17 protein-coding genes are annotated in these 17,877 nt (G+C 67.5%); 8 read left to right on the top strand and 9 right to left on the bottom strand.

All coding sequences use genetic code 11. From position 1 onward, the window contains the following. Positions 1-585: 585 nt before the first annotated feature. Genes ACWF0M_RS07860 through ACWF0M_RS07880 form a run of 5 tightly spaced genes read left to right on the top strand, consistent with a single transcriptional unit; the run spans position 586 to position 6,153 of the window. Positions 586-2,013 (top strand): extracellular solute-binding protein, encoded by a 1,428-nt coding sequence (locus tag ACWF0M_RS07860; protein ID WP_452234859.1) that lies wholly within the window; start codon positions 586-588, stop codon positions 2,011-2,013. After that, entirely contained in the window at positions 2,013-2,948 is a 936-nt protein-coding gene (locus ACWF0M_RS07865) for a carbohydrate ABC transporter permease (RefSeq protein ID WP_452234860.1), read from the top strand. The genes ACWF0M_RS07860 and ACWF0M_RS07865 overlap by 1 nt, the downstream gene beginning before the upstream one ends. Continuing rightward, a complete protein-coding gene (locus tag ACWF0M_RS07870; RefSeq protein ID WP_452234861.1) occupies positions 2,945-3,766 on the top strand; it encodes a carbohydrate ABC transporter permease in 822 nt (273 codons plus the stop codon). Before ACWF0M_RS07865 ends, ACWF0M_RS07870 begins: the two co-directional genes overlap by 4 nt. Before the next feature lie 22 nt (positions 3,767-3,788). Then, the gene (locus tag ACWF0M_RS07875) at positions 3,789-4,889 is read left to right on the top strand and encodes an ABC transporter ATP-binding protein (RefSeq protein WP_452234862.1); all 1,101 of its coding nucleotides are present in this window, start codon (positions 3,789-3,791) and stop codon (positions 4,887-4,889) included. 16 nt (positions 4,890-4,905) lie between these two features. Then, entirely contained in the window at positions 4,906-6,153 is a 1,248-nt protein-coding gene (locus ACWF0M_RS07880) for a CehA/McbA family metallohydrolase (RefSeq protein ID WP_452234863.1), read from the top strand. A gap of 379 nt (positions 6,154-6,532) precedes the next feature. On the opposite strand, the gene ACWF0M_RS07885 is transcribed toward ACWF0M_RS07880, so the two are convergent. Continuing rightward, on the bottom strand, positions 6,533-7,009 hold the full coding sequence (locus ACWF0M_RS07885; protein ID WP_452234864.1) for a cupin domain-containing protein: 477 nt from the start codon (positions 7,007-7,009) through the stop codon (positions 6,533-6,535). A 912-nt stretch (positions 7,010-7,921) separates the two neighbouring features. On the opposite strand from ACWF0M_RS07885, the gene ACWF0M_RS07890 reads away from it, so the two are divergent. Then, a complete protein-coding gene (locus ACWF0M_RS07890; RefSeq protein ID WP_452234865.1) occupies positions 7,922-8,236 on the top strand; it encodes a hypothetical protein in 315 nt (104 codons plus the stop codon). Positions 8,237-8,502: 266 nt separating this feature from the next. On the opposite strand, the gene ACWF0M_RS07895 is transcribed toward ACWF0M_RS07890, so the two are convergent. From ACWF0M_RS07895 to ACWF0M_RS07905, 3 genes are all read right to left on the bottom strand, one after another. Continuing rightward, positions 8,503-9,123, bottom strand: a complete 621-nt coding sequence (locus ACWF0M_RS07895; protein ID WP_452234866.1) for a response regulator — start codon at positions 9,121-9,123, stop codon at positions 8,503-8,505. Between the two features lie 186 nt (positions 9,124-9,309). Further along, positions 9,310-9,729 (bottom strand): pilus assembly protein TadG-related protein, encoded by a 420-nt coding sequence (locus ACWF0M_RS07900; RefSeq protein ID WP_452234867.1) that lies wholly within the window; start codon positions 9,727-9,729, stop codon positions 9,310-9,312. After that, on the bottom strand, positions 9,726-10,007 hold the full coding sequence (locus ACWF0M_RS07905) for a TadE family type IV pilus minor pilin (RefSeq protein WP_452235210.1): 282 nt from the start codon (positions 10,005-10,007) through the stop codon (positions 9,726-9,728). Before ACWF0M_RS07905 ends, ACWF0M_RS07900 begins: the two co-directional genes overlap by 4 nt. On the opposite strand from ACWF0M_RS07905, the gene ACWF0M_RS07910 reads away from it, so the two are divergent. Next, positions 9,888-10,331 carry a hypothetical protein gene (locus ACWF0M_RS07910; RefSeq protein WP_452235220.1) on the top strand — a complete coding sequence of 148 codons (444 nt, stop codon included), beginning with the start codon at positions 9,888-9,890 and terminating at the stop codon, positions 10,329-10,331. The two genes, ACWF0M_RS07905 and ACWF0M_RS07910, sit on opposite strands and share 120 nt — an antisense overlap. Before the next feature lie 333 nt (positions 10,332-10,664). On the opposite strand, the gene ACWF0M_RS07915 is transcribed toward ACWF0M_RS07910, so the two are convergent. From ACWF0M_RS07915 to ssd, 5 genes are all read right to left on the bottom strand, one after another. Continuing rightward, positions 10,665-11,126 carry a DUF4244 domain-containing protein gene (locus tag ACWF0M_RS07915; protein WP_452234868.1) on the bottom strand — a complete coding sequence of 154 codons (462 nt, stop codon included), beginning with the start codon at positions 11,124-11,126 and terminating at the stop codon, positions 10,665-10,667. A gap of 383 nt (positions 11,127-11,509) precedes the next feature. Continuing rightward, on the bottom strand, positions 11,510-12,226 hold the full coding sequence (locus ACWF0M_RS07920) for a type II secretion system F family protein (RefSeq protein WP_452234869.1): 717 nt from the start codon (positions 12,224-12,226) through the stop codon (positions 11,510-11,512). 100 nt (positions 12,227-12,326) lie between these two features. Continuing rightward, positions 12,327-13,163 carry a type II secretion system F family protein gene (locus tag ACWF0M_RS07925; protein WP_452234870.1) on the bottom strand — a complete coding sequence of 279 codons (837 nt, stop codon included), beginning with the start codon at positions 13,161-13,163 and terminating at the stop codon, positions 12,327-12,329. Then, the gene (locus tag ACWF0M_RS07930; protein WP_452234871.1) at positions 13,160-14,368 is read right to left on the bottom strand and encodes a TadA family conjugal transfer-associated ATPase; all 1,209 of its coding nucleotides are present in this window, start codon (positions 14,366-14,368) and stop codon (positions 13,160-13,162) included. Before ACWF0M_RS07930 ends, ACWF0M_RS07925 begins: the two co-directional genes overlap by 4 nt. A gap of 456 nt (positions 14,369-14,824) precedes the next feature. Then, positions 14,825-15,901: a septum site-determining protein Ssd gene (gene ssd, locus ACWF0M_RS07935; RefSeq protein ID WP_452234872.1), complete on the bottom strand. Its 1,077-nt coding sequence runs from the start codon at positions 15,899-15,901 to the stop codon at positions 14,825-14,827. Positions 15,902-16,103: 202 nt separating this feature from the next. Between ssd and ACWF0M_RS07940 the strand changes: the two genes are divergently transcribed. After that, positions 16,104-17,861, top strand: a complete 1,758-nt coding sequence (locus ACWF0M_RS07940) for a glycosyl hydrolase family 18 protein (protein WP_452234873.1) — start codon at positions 16,104-16,106, stop codon at positions 17,859-17,861. Positions 17,862-17,877 lie beyond the last annotated feature (16 nt).

The following is a 17,877-nucleotide window of genomic DNA, read 5'->3' on the forward strand; positions in this document are numbered from 1 at the left end:
ATCCACACGTCTTCCCCCCGCCGCCTTACCTGTTTTTCCAGCACCCTCAGTGTTTTTTTGATTCAAACCCCCCCCACCGTGCGCCGGCCCGCCCCCCCACGGGGGGGGCCCGGCCGTTTGCACTCCTTGTCTCTCGCGGTGGGGCCTAGCGGTGCTCGGGGATGAGTTCCGGGATGCCCCGCTGCTTGCGCGTCAGCGGGAGCCCGGTGTCGTCACCGCGCGGCCACGGTCACCACCAGCACCAGCAATGCCCGAGCAGGTCGTCGACAAGGCAGGCGACTCCATGGAGCAAACTCACGTCTTTCACCTCCGATCCGCTGAACCGAACGGCTAGACAGTAGCTCGCCTGGTCACCCTCTGTATCTACTCAATTACCTCTTGTCGCAGAACCTTGAGCATCCTTTAACTCTTCCGCAACGCTGCACGCGGGATCCGAACTTGACAGTTCGCGGTTGGTTGCCTACAGCACCTGACAACGTTCGCCTCCGGGTTGGAAAAAAGTCTTCACATAGTCGCCGGAGAGTGCCAATGTTTGACCGGCACGTCACCGGCACTGTCGCTGGACCACTTCTGCAAGGAGCCCTGATGCGATCACTCTCGCGGTTGACCACCGCCGGCGTACTCGGCGCCGCGGCCCTCGCCCTGCTCACCGGATGTCTCGGCTCGTCCGACTCCGGCAGCGGCGACCAGGACGCGAACCGGAACGCCGACGCCAAGAAGGTCGAGCTGGTCTTCGGCTCGAACTCGGTCAAGGGCGGTAAGAGCAGCGCCGGAGCAACCTTCGTCTCCGACGTACTGATCCCGAAGTTCGTCGCCGAACAGAAGGGCAAGGGCGTCGACGTCACGGTCAAGTTCCAGGGCGACGGCTCCGACGACGAGGTCTACAAGCAGAAGCTGTCCCTCGACCTGTCGAACAAGGCCGGCCCGGACCTGTTCCAGATCGACGGCATCTGGGTCGGCGAGTTCGCCCAGGCCAACTACATCAAGCCGCTCACCGACACAGTCGGCGATGCCGCCAAGGTGGACGGCTGGGACGGCTGGCAGCAGATCCCGGAGTCGGTCCAGGCGCTGGGCAGCTACAACGGCCAGCGGTACGGCGTACCCGGTGGCACCGACGGCCGTGTCCTGTACTTCAACAAGAAGCTGTTCCAGCAGGCCGGACTGCCCGCGGACTGGCAGCCCAAGTCCTGGGACGACATCATCTCCGCAGGTCAGGCGCTCAAGAAGATCTCCGGTGTGACCCCGATCCAGATCAACGCCGGCACCGCGATGGGCGAGGCGACCACCATGCAGGGCGTACTGCCGCTGCTGGTCGGCGCCGGCGCGACCGTGAACTCCGACGGCAAGTGGCTGGGCAACACCTCGCAACTGCGCCAGGTGCTGGACTTCTACCACCAGGTCTACTCGACAGGCCTCGGTGACCCGGTGCTGCAGCGCGAGGCCAAGGGCCGGGACAAGTCGTTCGCCGAGTTCGCCGCGAACAAGATCGGCATCCTGCTCGAGAGCGACTACTTCTGGCGCAGCGTCGTCGAGCCCAAGGCCGGCGTCGCGAAGATGGCCGACCGGGACGCGGCGGTCGGCTGGGCGCTGATCCCGGCAAGCAAGCCGGGCGCCGGTGTGAAGGGCCAGGACTTCGTCTCGATGTCGGGCGGCGGCGCGACCGTGATCAACCCGAACACCAAGTTCCCGCAGCAGGCCTGGGAGTTCCTGCAGTTCATGAACTCCGCGGAGATGGTGAAGGAGTCGCTGGCCGGCGCGGCCAAGATCACGCAGCGGTCGGACGTCAACAGCGAGGTGCTGAAGAGCGACCCGATGCTGAGCTTCGTCGCCGAGAAGGTGCTGCCGATCACGCAGTACCGTCCGGGCCGGGCCGAGTACCCGAAGGTCTCCGCGGCACTGCAGCAGGCGACCGCGGACGTGGTCGGCGGCAAGAGCACCGACGCCGCCGCTTCGGCGTACCAGAAGGTCGTCGAGGCCGCGGCCGGCGGCAAGGACAAGGTCACCAGTAACTGATGACATCAGCTTCCGCACCCGTGCCGGCTCGAACGCCCGAGCCGGCACGGCCTGCCCGCGGCCCGGCCCGGGACGTCGCCGGGCTCGGCGTCGGGCGGGCTCTCGGCTTCGTCGCCCCGGCCATGCTCCTGATCGGCGCGTTCCTGGTCTTCCCGGCGCTCTGGACCATCTACATCGGCATCACCAACTACCGGTTGACCGGCGTCGAGGCCGTGTCGCCGTCGATGGTGGGGCTGTCGAACTACACGAAGGCTCTGAACGACGCGCTCTTCCACAACGCGTTATGGCTGACGTTGCTGTTCGTGCTCGGCTCGGCGATCATCGGGCAGAACATCCTCGGGTTCACGCTGGCGTGGGTGCTTCGCCGTGCCCGCCCGGTGGTCCGCCGTACGGTCGAGGCCTTCACGCTGCTCGCCTGGATCCTGCCCTCCACCGTGGTCGCGTACCTGTGGGTCGCGTTCTACGACCGGGACGGCGGAACCTTGAATGGTTTGCTGGGTACGCCGGGGACCGCGTGGCTGATCAACTACCCGATGGCGTGTCTCGTGGTGTTCAACACGTGGCGCGGTACGGCGTTCTCGATGATGCTCTACTCGTCCGCGCTGCAGGCCGTCCCGCCGTCCCAGCTCGAGTCGGCGCGGATGGTCGGAGCGTCGGGGTGGCAGACGCTGCGGGACGTCGTGTTCCCGCACATCCGCGGACATGTGCTGACCAACACGCTGCTGATCTCGCTGTGGACGGCGAACGACTTCTCGCCGTTCCTGCTCACCAAGGGCGGGCCGAACCACGAGTCCGAGACGGTGCCGGTCTACATCTACAACGTGGCGCTGCAGGGCGGTGAGCTCGGGTACTCGTCGGCCATCTCGTTCCTGCTGCTGATCGCGAACCTCCTGGTCTCACTGGTCTACCTGCGGTTACTTCGGAGGCGGCCATGACTCCGGCCTACGTTCTGCGGCGGATCGGGTTCTACGTCCTGATCTGCGCGATCACGCTGTTCTTCGCCGTACCGATGCTGTGGATCGCGTCGGCGCCGTTCGATGCCTCGCCGGGCCTCGGCGTGCACTGGCCGGACTGGACGCTGGAGAACATCCGGAAAACGCTCGACCATCCCTACGCGATGCACTCGATGGTCAACTCGTTGCTGATCTGCGTCACGACCGCCGTCGCGGTCACCGCATTTGCCGCGTTGGCGTCGTACGCACTGTCACGGGTCCGCATCCCCGGCCGGGACGCGTTGCTGTACGGGCTACTGCTGCTGTCCTCGGTCGTCACCGGGACCGCGGCGATGGTGCCGATCTTCGTGATGATGTTCCAGCTCGGGCTGATCGACTCCCGGTTCGGCGTCGCGCTCGTGATGACGGGCGGGCTGTTGCCGGCGGCAATCTTCATCCTGAAGGACTTCGTCGACGCGGTCCCCAAGTCCTACGAGGAGTCGGCGCGGGTCTTCGGCGCCTCCACCGGCCAGATCCTGCGCGACGTCGTACTCCCGGTCGCACGCCCCGGCCTGGCCACCATCATGGTCTGGGCGTTCGTCAACTCCTGGGGCAACTTCCTGGTGCCCTTCCTGCTCATCCGGTCGATCGACAAGCAGCCCGGTGCGGTGCTGATGCAGACCCTCACCGACGAAGGCGGCAGCGTGAACCTGCAGGTGCTGCCGGTGTTCTCGCTGCTGTTCTCGATCCCGGTCGTCGTGCTGTACCTGCTGGTGAACTCGCGGTATGGGTTCCGCTTTCACGGAGGAATCAAAAGTTGAGTCACGGAGGGATCAAGAGCTGATGGCGGGTATCGACATCGAAGGCCTCGCAACCGTCTACCCGAACGGCGTCCGCGCCGTCGACGGCCTGGACCTGCACGTGGCCGACGGCGAGTTCTTCGCCCTCCTCGGCCCGTCCGGCTGCGGCAAGACCACGCTGCTCCGGACCATCGCGGGCCTCGAACCCGCGAGCGAGGGCACTGTCCGCATCGACGCGGCTGACGTCACTCGCACCGAGCCGGGCAAGCGCGGCGTCGCCATGGTCTTCCAGGACTACGCCCTCTTCCCCCACATGAGCGTCTCCGAGAACATCACCTATCCCTTGAAGGTACGCCGGGTTGCTGCCGCCACCCGAGCCGATGTCGCCTCTCGTACCGCCGGCGAGTTGTCCTTGGACGGGCTCCTGGAACGCAAACCCGGCCAACTGTCCGGTGGCCAGCAGCAACGTGTCGCGCTCGCCCGTGCGATCGCGTCCGAAGGCAAGGTCCTGCTGCTCGACGAGCCGCTGTCGAACCTCGACGCCCGGCTCCGCCTCGAGGCCCGCACCTTCCTGAAGAAGCTCCAGCGCGACCTGGGCATCACCACGGTCTTCGTCACCCACGACCAGGCCGAGGCCCTCGCGCTCGCCGACCGCATCGCGGTCATGGAAGCGGGCAGGCTCCGGCAGCTGGGTTCGCCGCGCGAGGTCTTCGCCCGCCCCGCCAACACGTTCGTGGCGAACTTCATCGGCTCGACCCCGATGAACCTCCTCCCGGGCAAGGTTCTCGGCGACGGCACCGTCAGCGTGGCCGGCGGTTCGTTGCCTGCGACAACCTCCTCGACACCGACGGACGCCGCGGTCACGGTCGGAATCCGGCCCGAGTACCTGACCCTGTCGACCGGCGACGTCGCCGGCCCCGCCCTCCGCGGCGAGGTCGTCGTCGCCGAAAACCTCGGCACCCAGTCCCTCGTCAGCGTCGACTGCGCCGGCACCCTCATCGGCGTCACCGTCCCCGAAGAAACCGAACCCGCCCCCGGCACCCCGGTAGTCCTCACCGCCCCCGCCTCCCGAGTCCTCCTCTACACCCAAGACACCGGCGAACTCCTCACCTCCTCAGACAGCACCACAGGAGCTCGTTCGTGAGCAGGGAGATCGCCTGATGGCTGTCACGTCGTACCGTCGGCGCTGGACACTCGACGACCGCGCCGAGTCGGTCTGGCATTCACTGCCCGTGGACATCCCGGCCGGCTGCCCCGGCCTGCTCGTCACCCTCACTGTCCCGCCGATCGAAGACGCCGTCATCGACATCGGCTGCGAAGGCCCGGCCGGTTGGCGCGGATGGTCCGGCGGCGCCCGCCAGACCTTCGCGATCACCCCCGACGCAGCCACCCCCGGTTACCTCCCCGGCGAACTCGAACCGGGCACCTGGTGGGTCGTCCTGGGCCTGCACCGAGTACCGGTCGAAGGTGTAGAGCTCCTCGTCGAAGCAGTCACCGGCCCGGTCGACACCATCCCCGGTCTCACCGAGTACGCCGACGTCTCGGCCGCAATCGCCGTACCCCCGCGACCACCACGCCGTACCCTCCCCGCATCCTCCGGCCTGAAGTGGATCGCCGGCGACTTCCACGCCCACTCACTCCACTCCGACGGCTCGACCCCGATCGCCAACCTCGCCGCACTCGGTGTGTCCGCCGGCCTCGACGTACTGGCCGTCACCGACCACAACACCGTCTCCCACCACGCTGAACTCCCCGCGCTCAGCAACCGCTTCGGAATCGGCCTCATCCCCGGCCAGGAAGTCACCACCGACACCGGCCACGCCAACGCGTTCGGCGCCATCGGCCCGATCGACTTCCGCCAACCCGCCGCCACCTGGGTCGCGGAGGTCGCCCGCCGCGGAGGCCTCCTCTCGATCAACCACCCACTCGGCGGCGACTGCTCCTGGCGCCAGCCGCTCACTGAACACCCGCCGCTCGCCGAGATCTGGCACTCCTCCTGGCTGGAGCACACCTGGGGCGGCCCGATCGCCTGGTGGGAAGCCTGGGGTCTCGAGAACACGACCCCCGTCGGCGGCAGCGACTGGCACAATCCCACCTCCATCACGCCACCCGGCTCTCCCACCACCTGGATCGCCGTAGACGCCTCCGCCGAAGGTCCCGACGAACTCCCCACCGCCACCCTCGAAGCACTGGCCGCCGGCCGAACCGCCCTCTCCTGGTCCTACACCGCCCCGGTCCTGCTCCGCGCCGACGACGAACTCATCGCCCTCGACGCCCCCAACACGCTGGTCATCTCCCCGGACGGGACCCGCCACCCCATCCGCACCGACCAAGCCCGGATACCGGCTGCCCCCGGCCCCCACCTCCTGATCACCCACACCGGCGAGGTCCTGTCCACCTGCGCCTAACCCTCGCCAACACCTCTCGATGCGCAACACAGTTCCGCCAACAGATCCCGAACCAGCCGCACGACTTGGCACGCGGACCAAGAGCTCGACCCCCCGTACGAACGCCCACGTGGACGATGAGCGCGAACCCACCCACGAACGCCCGAGCGCGAAACCCCGCATGAACGGCCACGTGGACGATGAGCGCGAACCCACCTACGAACGGCCGAGCGCGAAACCCCGCATGAACGGCCACGTGGAGCAAGAAGAGCGCGACCCACTCGCGAACGGGCACCGGGGAGGCACCGGGGGGACGCCGGACGGGGGAACAGCAGGCCGGGCGACACCGTCCAGGGACACGACAGCGTCGGACGGACAAGCAGCGGCGTGGGTGGCAGTGCTAGCTGGGGTCGGAGACTCCGAGTGGTGGGCCGGAGAACTCGATCCAGCTGGCATGCCCGATGGCCGCGATCTCTTCCGGATCCACCGGTCGCGACAGCCCATCGGACTGCTCGAAGAACCGCTCGAGCCCCGATGGTGTTGTGATCACCAGCAACCGCCCCATCGCGTCACCCACGTTCTGGAACGCGTGCGGCACCCCACGCGGCCCGAACGCCATCCCGCCGGTCGAGGCCCGGAGCATCGCATCCCCGGCCTTGAACCGGAAGTCGCCCTCGATGACGTACCACACCTCGTCCTCACGGAGGTGAGTGTGCGCCGGCGGACCGTCGTTCGGTGGGATCAGGCACTCGAGCACCGTCAACGAGCCGTTCGTCCGGACGGTATCCGCCATGACAACGACCGAGCCAGAAGTGAGCGTCGCGTACTTCGCACCCTCACCGACCTGCACAGCAAAAGGCCCCATGAACTTGGACATCACGCCTCCCCTCCCGAACCAGAGTAAGTCGATCGGCCCCGCCACTGAAGCCCGCTCGCGTCCGAGGAACCGTTGCCTACAGCGCCTGAACCGGACAAGGTGATGGGACCCGCGTCCGGGACCCCATGGTGGGATTCTCGGACGCAACGGATTTGACCAGGCCGACCACGGACATGAGGACCTGCCGACCCGGGCTCCTCCGCCGCGCCGCATCAGCGCCGTGTGTGGGCTATCCAGGTAGTCCATCGAGTTGATCCAGGAGCCAGCGGGGACCGGTGGTGGTCGCGCCGATGGGTTCGACTCGTTGCCGGAGCCCGCGATCAGCGGTGACCACAGTGACTGCCGGATGATGCGACTGCGCAACAACCTCCGCAGTCACGCTCACGATGGTGTCGTCACCGGACCCCGACGCGAGCACCACCCGAACACGACCGGTATCCGGCGCACCATCCCCCGACACCGCCCGGCAAGCAGCACCCTCCAGCACCACGACCACATCCGTGTCAGGCAACCGCTCCTGCAACGCCGCAAGCCGCGTCAGCAACCGCCGAGCCGCACCAACCCGATCCCGCCACCACCCATCCGGCCGTGACCCCACCACGTTCGCAGCATCAACAACGACAACCCGACTCCGCCCACCATCCACGACCCCAGTCTGCCCTCCCCGCACACCAGCAATGGCACCGAGGCCGTGTTGCCAAAGGGAGTTGGTGAGCCGGGCAGTTTTCGGCGTCGACCGCCGTTTCACACCATCGAGCACGCCTCCCGCCTACGACGGTGCGGCCGTGTCCGTCTCGCTGCGTAGACTGTCGGCTCGTGTTCCTGTCCGTGACGTCACGCCCTGCGCCTCCGCGACCGGGGTCTGCACAACCGCGCACTGACGGTTGCCCGTTCGATCCGAAGGACTGAGCTGTGCCTGACCGACCTGAGATTGTGTGCATCTGCGGCTCTGCCCGGTTCGCGGACGAGATGCACGCGGCGAACCGCGACCTGACCTTTGCAGGCATCATCGTCGTCGCGCCAGGCGTCTTCCAACGCGCCGAGGATCACGAACTGATCACCAACGAGCAGAAGACCGCATTGGGCGCTCTCCACCTGCGCAAGATCGACCTGGCCGACCGCGTTCTGGTCGTCAACCCCGGCGGGTACATCGGCGAGTCCACAAGCAGGGAGATCGCCTACGCCCGCGCCACCGGCAAACCGATCTCATTCACCGATCCCGCCTGACCAATCCACGCTTCGTGGCGCACGCTGGCAACGAGCCTCGGTCACTCACCTACCGTGTTACCAGAGGGTCTTTGATGCCGCCGGGCGCACTCTTGCGCTCGTGTCCCGTGACGGCGGGCGTCGGCGGTCATCCTGACTGGCCCGCGGACAAGGGCTGCCCCTCGAAGACGAACCGGGCATTGCGATCAGACAAGACTGCCCGAAACCACCACTCCGGTCAGTGCCTGGCAGCCACTCCACTGGGTCCAGACCTTTAGCAACACGGCCTAGTCGAGAAGCCAGCCGTTTCGTTCCGCAATCTCGACGGCGTCGGAACGGGTGTGCGCGCCAGTCTTACCGATCGCTGACCAGAGGCGAGTACGAACGACGCGCTCGGACACAGCAAGCTCCTTCGCCATGAGCGCCACCGATCCACCGTCGCGTGCCGCACGCAGTGTGTCGGTCTCGTCCGTGTTGAGCGGAGTCTCGGAGTACCGCAGATTCTCGGCCGCGAGGTTCGCGTCGACTACGCGCAGACCAAGGTGCACCCGCCGTACAGCATCTGCCAACTGCGGCGCCGGGCTGCCCTTCAACGCGAACCCTTTCGCTCCGGCATCGAGCCCACGACGCATGTGCACCGGCCGCCCGTACGTCGTGAGCATGACGACCCGGCACTCCGGCATCGACGTACGCAACCTGGTAGTGACGGTGATGCTGTCGCTGCCCGGGCCGCCCGCATCGACCAGCGCGACGTTCGCACGATGCCGTTTTGCTGCACTGACGACGTCGTCAGATCGGTTGAGCTCGGCAACGATCTCCAGATCGCGCTCACGCTCCAGACCGCTGCGAAGCAAGCCTCGGCTGAGGATCTGGTCGTCGACCAGCAGCAGCCGAATCCGGTTGGGCAAACGAGCCTCCGAGGTAACCGTCCGGGCGTCGGGGAAGTACGTCCGGGAAGATGAGCAGTACTCGGTTCCCGATCATGGAGCGCCCTCCCGCGGGTCGTCCACATCAACGCGGCATCTCTACCAGATTGCGACCAGATCGCGATCACACCAGAACCGAGCGCACATCGAGTGGTTGACGAGACGAGGTCATAGCGGTCCGGCACGCGCCGCCGCAGTCAGTGTTGGACGTGTCAGCCGGAGATCAAGCTGAAGCGACACCTCAACGGTGACTGCATCGGAAGCGACGACACACGCGGTGAGCTCCACCTTGTTGAGCACAGCCGTCCGCGCTGCTTCCGCACAGGGCGCCGCGAGCGCCGCGTCACCCGCAGGCCGCTCGGAATCCCCCAGCTGACCGTTGGACCCGAGGGGCTGCGCGGCGCTACCAAATTGCGCGGTGCTGAGGGATTGGGCGGCGCTCAGAGCGGTTAGGTCGGCTGCGGCGGCGAGTTTGTGACGGGCGGTGGAGATCGCCGACCAGAGGATCGCTGCGGTGAAGGCGGTGAGGAGAAGTACGGCTGCGAACAGGGTGTGGAGTGTGGCGCTGCCTCGTTCGGTGCGGGTCATGGCGTGTCCGGTTCCGCTTGGAGGGTGGCGGTTGCACTGAGGCTCGCGGGAGACAGGAGGGCTAGGAGGGGTGGGTTGTGGGCAGGAACGGCAGTGACTGTCACTTGGACGTCTGATGCCTCGCGTGTGATGGCGATCGTGCCGGTGGGCACGGCGCGGTGACCGATCGCCTTAGCTTGTTCGAGCGACTCACCACGCGCGACCGCCCGTGCTACATCGCGCGCAGCATCAATGCATCGGATGTTCAGTACGACGAGGCCGATAGACCAAATCCCCAACAGCAGAAGAGAAACCAGCACCGGAAGCGCCAACGCCATCTCAGCCGTAACAGCCCCACGCTCTCCCCGCACTACACACCCAGCCCGACCAGCCCGACCGGTGCCGTGGGCGCGGCCGGCGCGGTAGGCGCAGTCGGTTCGACTGGGGCACTCACCACGGTCGGAGCGGACAGCACAGACGACAGCGCGGGCGCGGTCCGCCCGATCGGCGGACTCGATCCGATGGACGCAAACCGCCAGTTCGGCGCACGCGGCGGGTTCGGTACACGCAGCACGGTTGGCTCCGACGGCACAATCGGCGTGGATCGCGCGGGTCGTTGGTGAAGGTGGAGCGGTCGCGGCGGGACGGTCCGGGCGGTAAGGCATGGGGAGCTCCTTTGGGTGGCGGCCGGCCGAGGAGGGGGCATCGGCCGGCCGCCGGATCGAGAGCGTCGCCAGCTCGACGGGTGGGGTCCGGGGTCCATCCGGTCCAACGCGGTATTGATCTGCTGGCTTGAAGGTGGTGCTGAGAGTCCGTGAGCTAGGCGTTCGGTTCGAGCAGTCGCGAGTCAGTTCAGCTGCTCGGACGACTGTGGATAGGAGCGATTGTGGCCGGATCGCGGCTGGCTTCGCGTAACGGATGGAGGGCCGTCTATCCGATGCCTAGGCTGGGTTGGGTCAGATGTGGACGCCCTCTACGCCGGCGATCTTCAGGCCGTAGTTGATGATCGCTTTGAGGGCGTTCTGCATTGCGGGGGATCTGAGGAGGGCGACCAGAACGCCGCCGATGGCGCAGGCGCCGACGATCATGATGGCGTACTCGGCCGTTACGGCACCGCGCTCTGCGCGGTTGCGGAGGCGGGCGATGCCTTTGCCGCAAAGGCGCCGGATACCTGTACCGCGGAGGAGGCGGATGCCTGTGCTGCGGCGACAGTCGACTTCTGTCCTGCGGAGGGGATTCGTTCCTATGTCAGGAATGCTGCTCGTTCCTGTGCCAGGAAGGCTGATCGTTACTGTGGTGGGGAGGAGGTTGGTTCCTGTGTTGGGGAGCAGGTTGTGGGGGTGTGGGACGGGGCGCGATGCGGCTTGGGCTTCGGTGGGGAGTGGATGGTTGCTGGTGGCTACTGCTGCCTTGGGCATTTGGGCCTCCTGCGGGGTGGGCTGGGGCGCTGTGAGTGCTTGTCGATAAACATGCCGTTGTTGGATCGCCTTTTTTCAAAGGAGTTCTGGGCTGTGGATAAGGCAATCGGGGCGTTTGGGTGCGGCGTCTCGCGCGGCTGGCGGGTTGTTGTAGCGCTGGCGTCGTACACAACCCGCCACTGGCCACATAAGCCGCCAGCGGTCGTCGCATCCGATGCGTTACCGCTCCACCGGGTCTCCGGTCGCCAGTGATCTCACCGCACGCTGGGGCATCCGGGCTCGCTGGGCAGGCTCGGCCGCCCGCGCGTGGGCAGATTCCTGCGGCTGCCAGTTCGGGTGTCGATCTGTCGTGCTGGGGGGACGGGCATTGCTGGGTGCGGGTGTCAGGGGTGGAGGAGGTACGGGATCAGGGCGTCGGCGATTGTTGGGACGATCGAGAGGAGTACGAACGCGGGAAGGAAACACAGGCCTAGTGGCAGGGTTGCTCGGGATTCTGCAGCTCGGGCTTGTTGGTCGGCGGTGTGGTGGTGGGAGCGGCGGGTTTCGTCGGCGAGGTGTTCCAGCGTTTTGGAAAGTGGGGCTCCGGAGCGGAGTGAGCGGGTGATCGCTCGGGCCATCGGGGCGCACGATGGCTCGCTCCGTAGGTGCGCCCAGGCGATGGTCGGGTCAGCTCCTAGCGCCAGGTGGTGGGCGATTTTCGCGAAGACGTCCGCTAGTGGGCCGGGGAGGGCGTCGGCTACGAGGGTCAAGGCGTGTTGGGGTGGGCGGCCAGCTCGGAGGCAGGCGGTCAGAAGGTCTATCGCTAGGGGGAGGTCGCGGGCTATGTGGGCGTTGCGTTGTTTGGTGGTGGCTGGTTCGAAGCGGGAGAGGGCTCGGGGGATGGAGTAGTACGCGATCGCGGCTGGGATCAGGCCCCAGGGGAGGCCGATGAGGGCGAGCGCGGCGAGTGTTGCGGCGGTTGTGACTAGGCGGTGGGATCGCGGGGAGTGGCGACGGACGCGAGATTGCGGTGGGGTCAGTCGGCGGAGGTTGGAGTGGGGTGGGATCAGGAGGTAGGTGCTTAGGGCAACAGCTGAGGCTGCGGCCAGTGCGTGGGGCATGCGGAGTCTCACGGGGGTGCGGGGTCGGGGCGCGGACGCGGTGCGTGCGCTGGCTGCGTGTGGGTGCTGGCTGCGTGTGGGAACGGTGGGTGGGTTCGGGTTAGGGGGTGGGGGTGGCTATTTGGGTGGTCCAGTGGAGGCCTGTGGCGGTTAGGGCTAGGCCTGTGGCTAGGCAGAGCCAGCCGGGTGGGGTGGTGGTTAGGAAGGTGAGGGGGTGGGCTCCTAGGAGGTAGCCGAGGGCTATGCCGAAGGCGGGGAGGGCGGCGAGGATTCGGGCGGTGGAGCGGGCGCCGGCGAGGCTGGATTCGGTTTGGCGGTGGATGGCTTCGTTGGACCGGAGGAAGTCCGCTAGGCGTTCGGTGAGGGTGGCGAAGGCGGCGCCGGATTCTTCGGTGACGCGCCAGGCTGCGGCCAGGGCGCGGAGGCTGGTTGCGCCTGGTTTGTTGGCGGATCGGGTGAGTGCTGCGGGGATGTGGGCGCCGAGTTTGGCTGCGGCGTGGGCGATTTCGAAGTCGGGGCTGATGGAGGCGGCGCCTTCTAAGGCGGCCATGGGTGGGCGGCCGGCGGTTAGGTCCGCGGAGAGTACGTCCAGGGCTTCGATGATGTTCGCGCGGCGGGCTGCGATTGATTTCTGTTGTCGGTGGTGGGTTCGTTGGTGGGCGATCAGGGCGAGGACGGCGGCTGTTGCTAGGGCGGAGACGAGCGCTTGGGTGCCGAGGAGGGCGGTGGCTACAGCCGTTGGTGCGGCTAGGAGCCAGAGTCGGGAGAGGGGGGATTTGAGGTGGCGGCGGGTTGGTTCTGGGCGGGTTGTCTCTGAGTTGGTCAGCCTTCGGCGGGCAGTGGTAGTTGTCAGGCGGTGGAGGCCTGGGGATCGGGGTGGGATGGCGAAGGTGCAGGTGAGAAGGGTTAGGAGGGAGGCGAGGAGGGCTGGGTTCATGCGGCACCTGCGGGGGTTGCCGGAGCGGGGGTGGGCGGAGCGGGGGTGGGCGGGCGTCGGGTGGTGAAGAGACCGGACGGGGGGTGGAGGGTGAGGGTGTTGTTGGGATGGAAGGTGACTGCGGGGTGGGTGGTAAGGGGGCCGTTGGGGGGTTTGGTGAGGGTGTGGATTTCGGCGATTCGGCGGTGGCCGGTGGGGGTTCGGGTCAGGTGGATCACGGCGTGCAGGGCGGAGGCTACTTGGCTGTGGACAGCGGTTTGGGTCAGCCCGGCGAGGGCGCCCAGGGCTTCTAGGCGGGCGGGTACGTCCGAGGCTGAGTTGGCGTGGATGGTGCCGCAGCCGCCTTCGTGGCCGGTGTTCAGGGCGGTCAGGAGGTCTACTACTTCGGCGCCTCGGACTTCGCCTACGACCAGGCGGTCGGGACGCATGCGGAGGGCTTGGCGGACCAGGTCTCGGAGGGAGATCTCGCCGGTGCCTTCGATGTTGGGTGGGCGGGCTTCGAGGCGGACCACGTGAGGGTGGTCTGGGCGGAGTTCGTTGGCGTCTTCTACCAGGACCAGGCGTTCGGCGGGATTTGCCAAGGAGAGCAGGGAATTGAGGAGGGTGGTCTTGCCGGTGCCGGTGCCGCCGCTGATGAGGAAGGCGAGGCGGGAGTCGAGGAGGTCCTGGAGGATTGCGGTGCCTGCTTGTGGGAGGGCGCCGGCAGCTACCAGGTCGTCGAGGGTGAAGACCTTGCGGGATGGGACGCGCAGGGAGAGGCAGGTTCCTGGGGCGGCTACCGGGGACAGGACGGCGTGGAAGCGGGTGCCGTCTGAGAGGCGGACGTCGACGTACGGGGTGGAGTCGTCCAGGCGGCGGCCTGCTGCGGCGGCGAGGCGGGTGGCCAGGCGGCGGATGGAGGGTTCGTCTCCGGTGCGGATGGCGACGAACTCGAGGCCGCGGCCGCGGTCGATGTAGACCTCGTCGGGGCCGTTGACCAGGATGTCGGTGACGCCAGGCTCGGCGAGCAGGCTGTCGAGTGGTCCGGCTCCTAGGGCTTCTCTGCGTAGTGCGGTGACGACTGCGAGGACCATGGCGTCGCCGCAGATGGTGCCGTCGGCGCGAAGAGCTGCTGCTACGTGCACAGGAGTCGGCTCGGCGCCGGTGAGTGCGAGGGTGCTGCGTACGCGGTCGAGAAGACCTGCAGGTACGACGGTATTGGTCATTCGGGCACCTGTCTTGTGCGGTTGAGCTGGGCGGGGTCGACGCGTGGGGTGGTTGGGGGACGGCAGGGGGTGCGGGCGGTGGGTGGCGCGCTGGTCGAGTTGGTGGAGCGGGTGGCGGGCGGTGGGTGGTGCGTCAGTGGAGTTGGTGGGGCGGTTGCCGGGCGGTGGGGTGTGGCGGTGGGTGGCGCGCTGGTCGAGTTGGTGGGGCGGTTGCCGGGCGGTGGGGTGTGGCGGTGGGTGGCGCGCTGGTCGAGTTGGTGGAGCGGGTGCCGGGCGTGCGCGGGCGGTGGGTGCGCGGGCGGTGGCTGAGCTGGCAGTGGGTGTGCGGGCCGTGGGTGGCGCGCTGGTCGAGTTGGTGGGGCGGGTGGCGGGCGTGGGGTGGGCTGGCGGTGGGTGGCGCGTTGGTCGGGGTGGTGGTGGGTGGGGCGCGGCGAGGCTTGTGGTGGTTGGGGGGCGTTAGGTGGGGGTTGGGTGGGGTGGGGGGAAGAGGTTCAGGAGGGTGGTGGCGGTTCGGGTTAGGGGGCTTCGGGGGGTTAGGGGGAAGTGGCCTTGGTCCATGGCGGTGGGGAGGGATCGGTCGTGGCCTAGTTTTGTTGCTAGAGGCAAGGAGAGGTGGGTGGCTACGTCGGCGGGTGCTAGGCCGGGGCGGGAGTCGCGGGCTACTACGCGGAGGTCGCCGGCTACGGATCGGAGGGGGCCGGCGAGGCGTTTGGCGGCTGCTACCGAGCGGACGTCGCAGGGGACGACGAGGAGGGTTGCCGTGGAGCGGATGAAGCCCTCTTCGACGGTGGGATCGGGGCGGCGCGGTAGGTCCAGGACGACCAGGTCGGTGCTGCGTTGGGCGGCGCCGATCACTGAGCTCATCGTGTCCGGCGGGAGGACGGTGACGTCGGACTGATCCCAGGACAGGACCGACAGTCCGTCGATCGAAGGTAGGGCGGAACGGAGCGCGGCGGCGGAGACCCGGCCGGAGGCGTTCAGGAGTTTGGGCCAGCGGTCGCCGGGGTTGTGCTCGATGCCGAGGGCAAGCTCGATGCCACCGCCGAGCGGGTCGCCGTCGATCAGCATCGTGCGGAACCCGCGCCGGTTGCCGAGGACAGCCACCGCGGCGGCGAGTGTGGTCGAACCCGCTCCCCCGCAGCCGCCGACGAAGGCCAGGGTGACGGCGGCGCGGTCGACACCGTCCAAGGCGTCGGCCAGTTTGCCGGCGAGCAGTGGTTCGTCGTCGGGTAGCCGGCAGACGGCATCGGCGCCGATGTCGAAGGCACACCGGTAGAGGTCGTCGCCGTCCGACTTCGAACCGACCACGACCACTCCTGGCCGGTGTGCAGGTTGAACGCGCGCCAGCGGCTCGGCCAGGTCGCGGCCGACGACGACCAGGGGGCAGGCATGCCAGCTGCGCCGCAGGCCGAGCAGATGGCGCTCGACGACGGGCGTGACGGATGCGGCCGCGGCCAGCCGGAGCAGGTCGTCGAGCAGGGGTTCGTTGGTAGTTGCCATCAGCACCGATGGGGTTGGTGAGTTCGTGTCCATACCAAGAACATGCCGTTGCCGGGCCGCTTTCGGGAACGCCACCGGAGCCCTGTGGACAAAGGATTGTCGGGTTTCCGCCAGCAGCGGGAACCCGCCACGACGAGCCCGCGACCAACCCGCCGGGAACGGTTACGGTTCCTTTCGAAGCGTCTTTAACTAAATTTCACCGGACCGCTTCCGCCCCATCGCTCCGGAGGAACAGATGAGTCGATTACGCATGCTCGCCGCCACAGCCGCCGTCGCGGCCACCGCCCTGATCACCGCCGCCAGTGTCTCGCTCGCGACCCCGGACGCCACCGCGGCCAACGCAGCCACCACGGCCGCTCAGGCCGCCACGGCTGCGCAGGCCACCAGCGGTGGCGTCAAGACGGCGTACTTCACCCAGTGGGGGATCTACGCCAACGCCTTCTATCCCAAGAACCTGGTCACCACCGGAGCCGGCGCGAAGCTGGACTTCCTGAACTACGCGTTCGCCAACATCGATCCGGTCAACCACACCTGCTTCATGGCCAACAAGGCCGCGTCGCAGGACGAGAGCAACCCGAACGCCGGTGACGGCGCGGGTGACGCGTTCGCCGACTACGGCAAGTCGTACGGCGCGGATATCAGCGTCGACGGGGTTGGTGACGTCTGGAACCAGCCGATCCAGGGCAACTTCAACCAGCTCAAGAAGCTGAAGGCGAAGGTGCCGAACCTGAAGATCCTGATCTCGATCGGCGGCTGGACGTACTCGAAGTACTTCTCCGACGCCGCTTCCACCGACGCCAAGCGCAAGGCCTTCGTCAGCTCCTGCGTGAACATGTTCCTCAAGGGCGACCTGCCGGTCATCGACGGCTTCGGCGGTCCCGGTACCGCGGCCGGCATCTTCGACGGTGTCGACATCGACTGGGAGTACCCGGGTTCGCCCAACGGTCACGTCGGCAACCACTACAGCGCTGCCGACAAGCAGAACTTCACGCTGCTGCTGGCCGAGTTCCGCGCACAGCTGGACGCGTACGGCGGCCAGACCGGCAAGAAGTACTACCTGACCGCCGCGACCCCGGCCGGCCAGGACAAGATCGCCACGATCGAGACCAACAAGATCGGGCAGTACCTCGACTACAACAACGTGATGACGTACGACATGCACGGCGGCTGGGAAGCCACCGGGCCGACGAACTTCCAGGACCCGCTCTACACGGCGCCGAACGATCCGAGCAACCCGATCCCACCGGGTCAGGGCAAGTACTCGGTCGACTCCGCGGTGAAGGCGTGGACCACCGGCGACTCGGCGTACGGCATCCCGGGCGGGTTCCCGGCGAACAAGCTGAGCATCGGATATCCCTTCTACTACAGGGGATGGAAGGGTGTTCCAGCCACCGACAACGGTAGGTACCAGACCGCGACCGGACCGGCCGACGGACACGCGCTGAGTGGCAACGTGCCGGGTGTCTCGTTCTACAAGGAGCTCACCGGCTTCGTGGACAACCCGTCCGCCACGCACTTCGACGACGCCACCAAGTCGTCCTGGTTCTACAGCAACGGCACGTTCTGGTCCGGTGACAACGCCCAGTCGATCAAGGCGAAGGCCGACTACCAGCACTGCCAAGGGCTGGCCGGCGCGATGATGTATTCGCTCGAGGCGCTGGACCCAGGGGTCACCCTCTTCAACAACGTGGTCGACTCCGTCAACGCCGACACGGCCGACTGCAGCGGCCCGCCCACCACACCGCCGACCACTCCTCCGACGACGCCGCCCACGACGCCGCCGACCACACCTCCCACCACTCCTCCCACGACTCCCCCGACGACGCCGCCGACCACCCCGCCCGGCACGGCCACCCCATGGGCCCCGAACACGGCGTACGCGACCGGTGCGCTCGTGAGCTACGACGGCGTCAACTACAAGTGCATCCAGGGCCACACGTCCCTGGTCGGCTGGGAGCCGCCGAACGTCCCCGCACTCTGGGGCCGGGTCTGATCACGTACCGCCCACT

The sequence above is a fragment of the Kribbella sp. NPDC055110 genome, assembly GCF_053607525.1.

Excerpts from the sequence above, each read along its gene's own strand:
- ssd (WP_452234872.1), bottom strand. The coding sequence starts at position 15,901 with ATGGACACGAACTCACCAACCCCATCGGTGCTGATGGCAACTACCAAC.
- ACWF0M_RS07930 (WP_452234871.1), bottom strand. The coding sequence starts at position 14,368 with ATGACCAATACCGTCGTACCTGCAGGTCTTCTCGACCGCGTACGCAGC.
- ACWF0M_RS07920 (WP_452234869.1), bottom strand. The coding sequence starts at position 12,226 with ATGCCCCACGCACTGGCCGCAGCCTCAGCTGTTGCCCTAAGCACCTAC.
- ACWF0M_RS07885 (WP_452234864.1), bottom strand. The coding sequence starts at position 7,009 with ATGTCCAAGTTCATGGGGCCTTTTGCTGTGCAGGTCGGTGAGGGTGCG.
- ACWF0M_RS07870 (WP_452234861.1), top strand. The coding sequence starts at position 2,945 with ATGACTCCGGCCTACGTTCTGCGGCGGATCGGGTTCTACGTCCTGATC.
- ACWF0M_RS07940 (WP_452234873.1), top strand. The coding sequence starts at position 16,104 with ATGAGTCGATTACGCATGCTCGCCGCCACAGCCGCCGTCGCGGCCACC.
- ACWF0M_RS07860 (WP_452234859.1), top strand. The coding sequence starts at position 586 with ATGCGATCACTCTCGCGGTTGACCACCGCCGGCGTACTCGGCGCCGCG.
- ACWF0M_RS07900 (WP_452234867.1), bottom strand. The coding sequence starts at position 9,729 with ATGACCCGCACCGAACGAGGCAGCGCCACACTCCACACCCTGTTCGCA.
- ACWF0M_RS07875 (WP_452234862.1), top strand. The coding sequence starts at position 3,789 with ATGGCGGGTATCGACATCGAAGGCCTCGCAACCGTCTACCCGAACGGC.
- ACWF0M_RS07925 (WP_452234870.1), bottom strand. The coding sequence starts at position 13,163 with ATGAACCCAGCCCTCCTCGCCTCCCTCCTAACCCTTCTCACCTGCACC.
- ACWF0M_RS07880 (WP_452234863.1), top strand. The coding sequence starts at position 4,906 with ATGGCTGTCACGTCGTACCGTCGGCGCTGGACACTCGACGACCGCGCC.
- ACWF0M_RS07865 (WP_452234860.1), top strand. The coding sequence starts at position 2,013 with ATGACATCAGCTTCCGCACCCGTGCCGGCTCGAACGCCCGAGCCGGCA.
- ACWF0M_RS07915 (WP_452234868.1), bottom strand. The coding sequence starts at position 11,126 with ATGCCCAAGGCAGCAGTAGCCACCAGCAACCATCCACTCCCCACCGAA.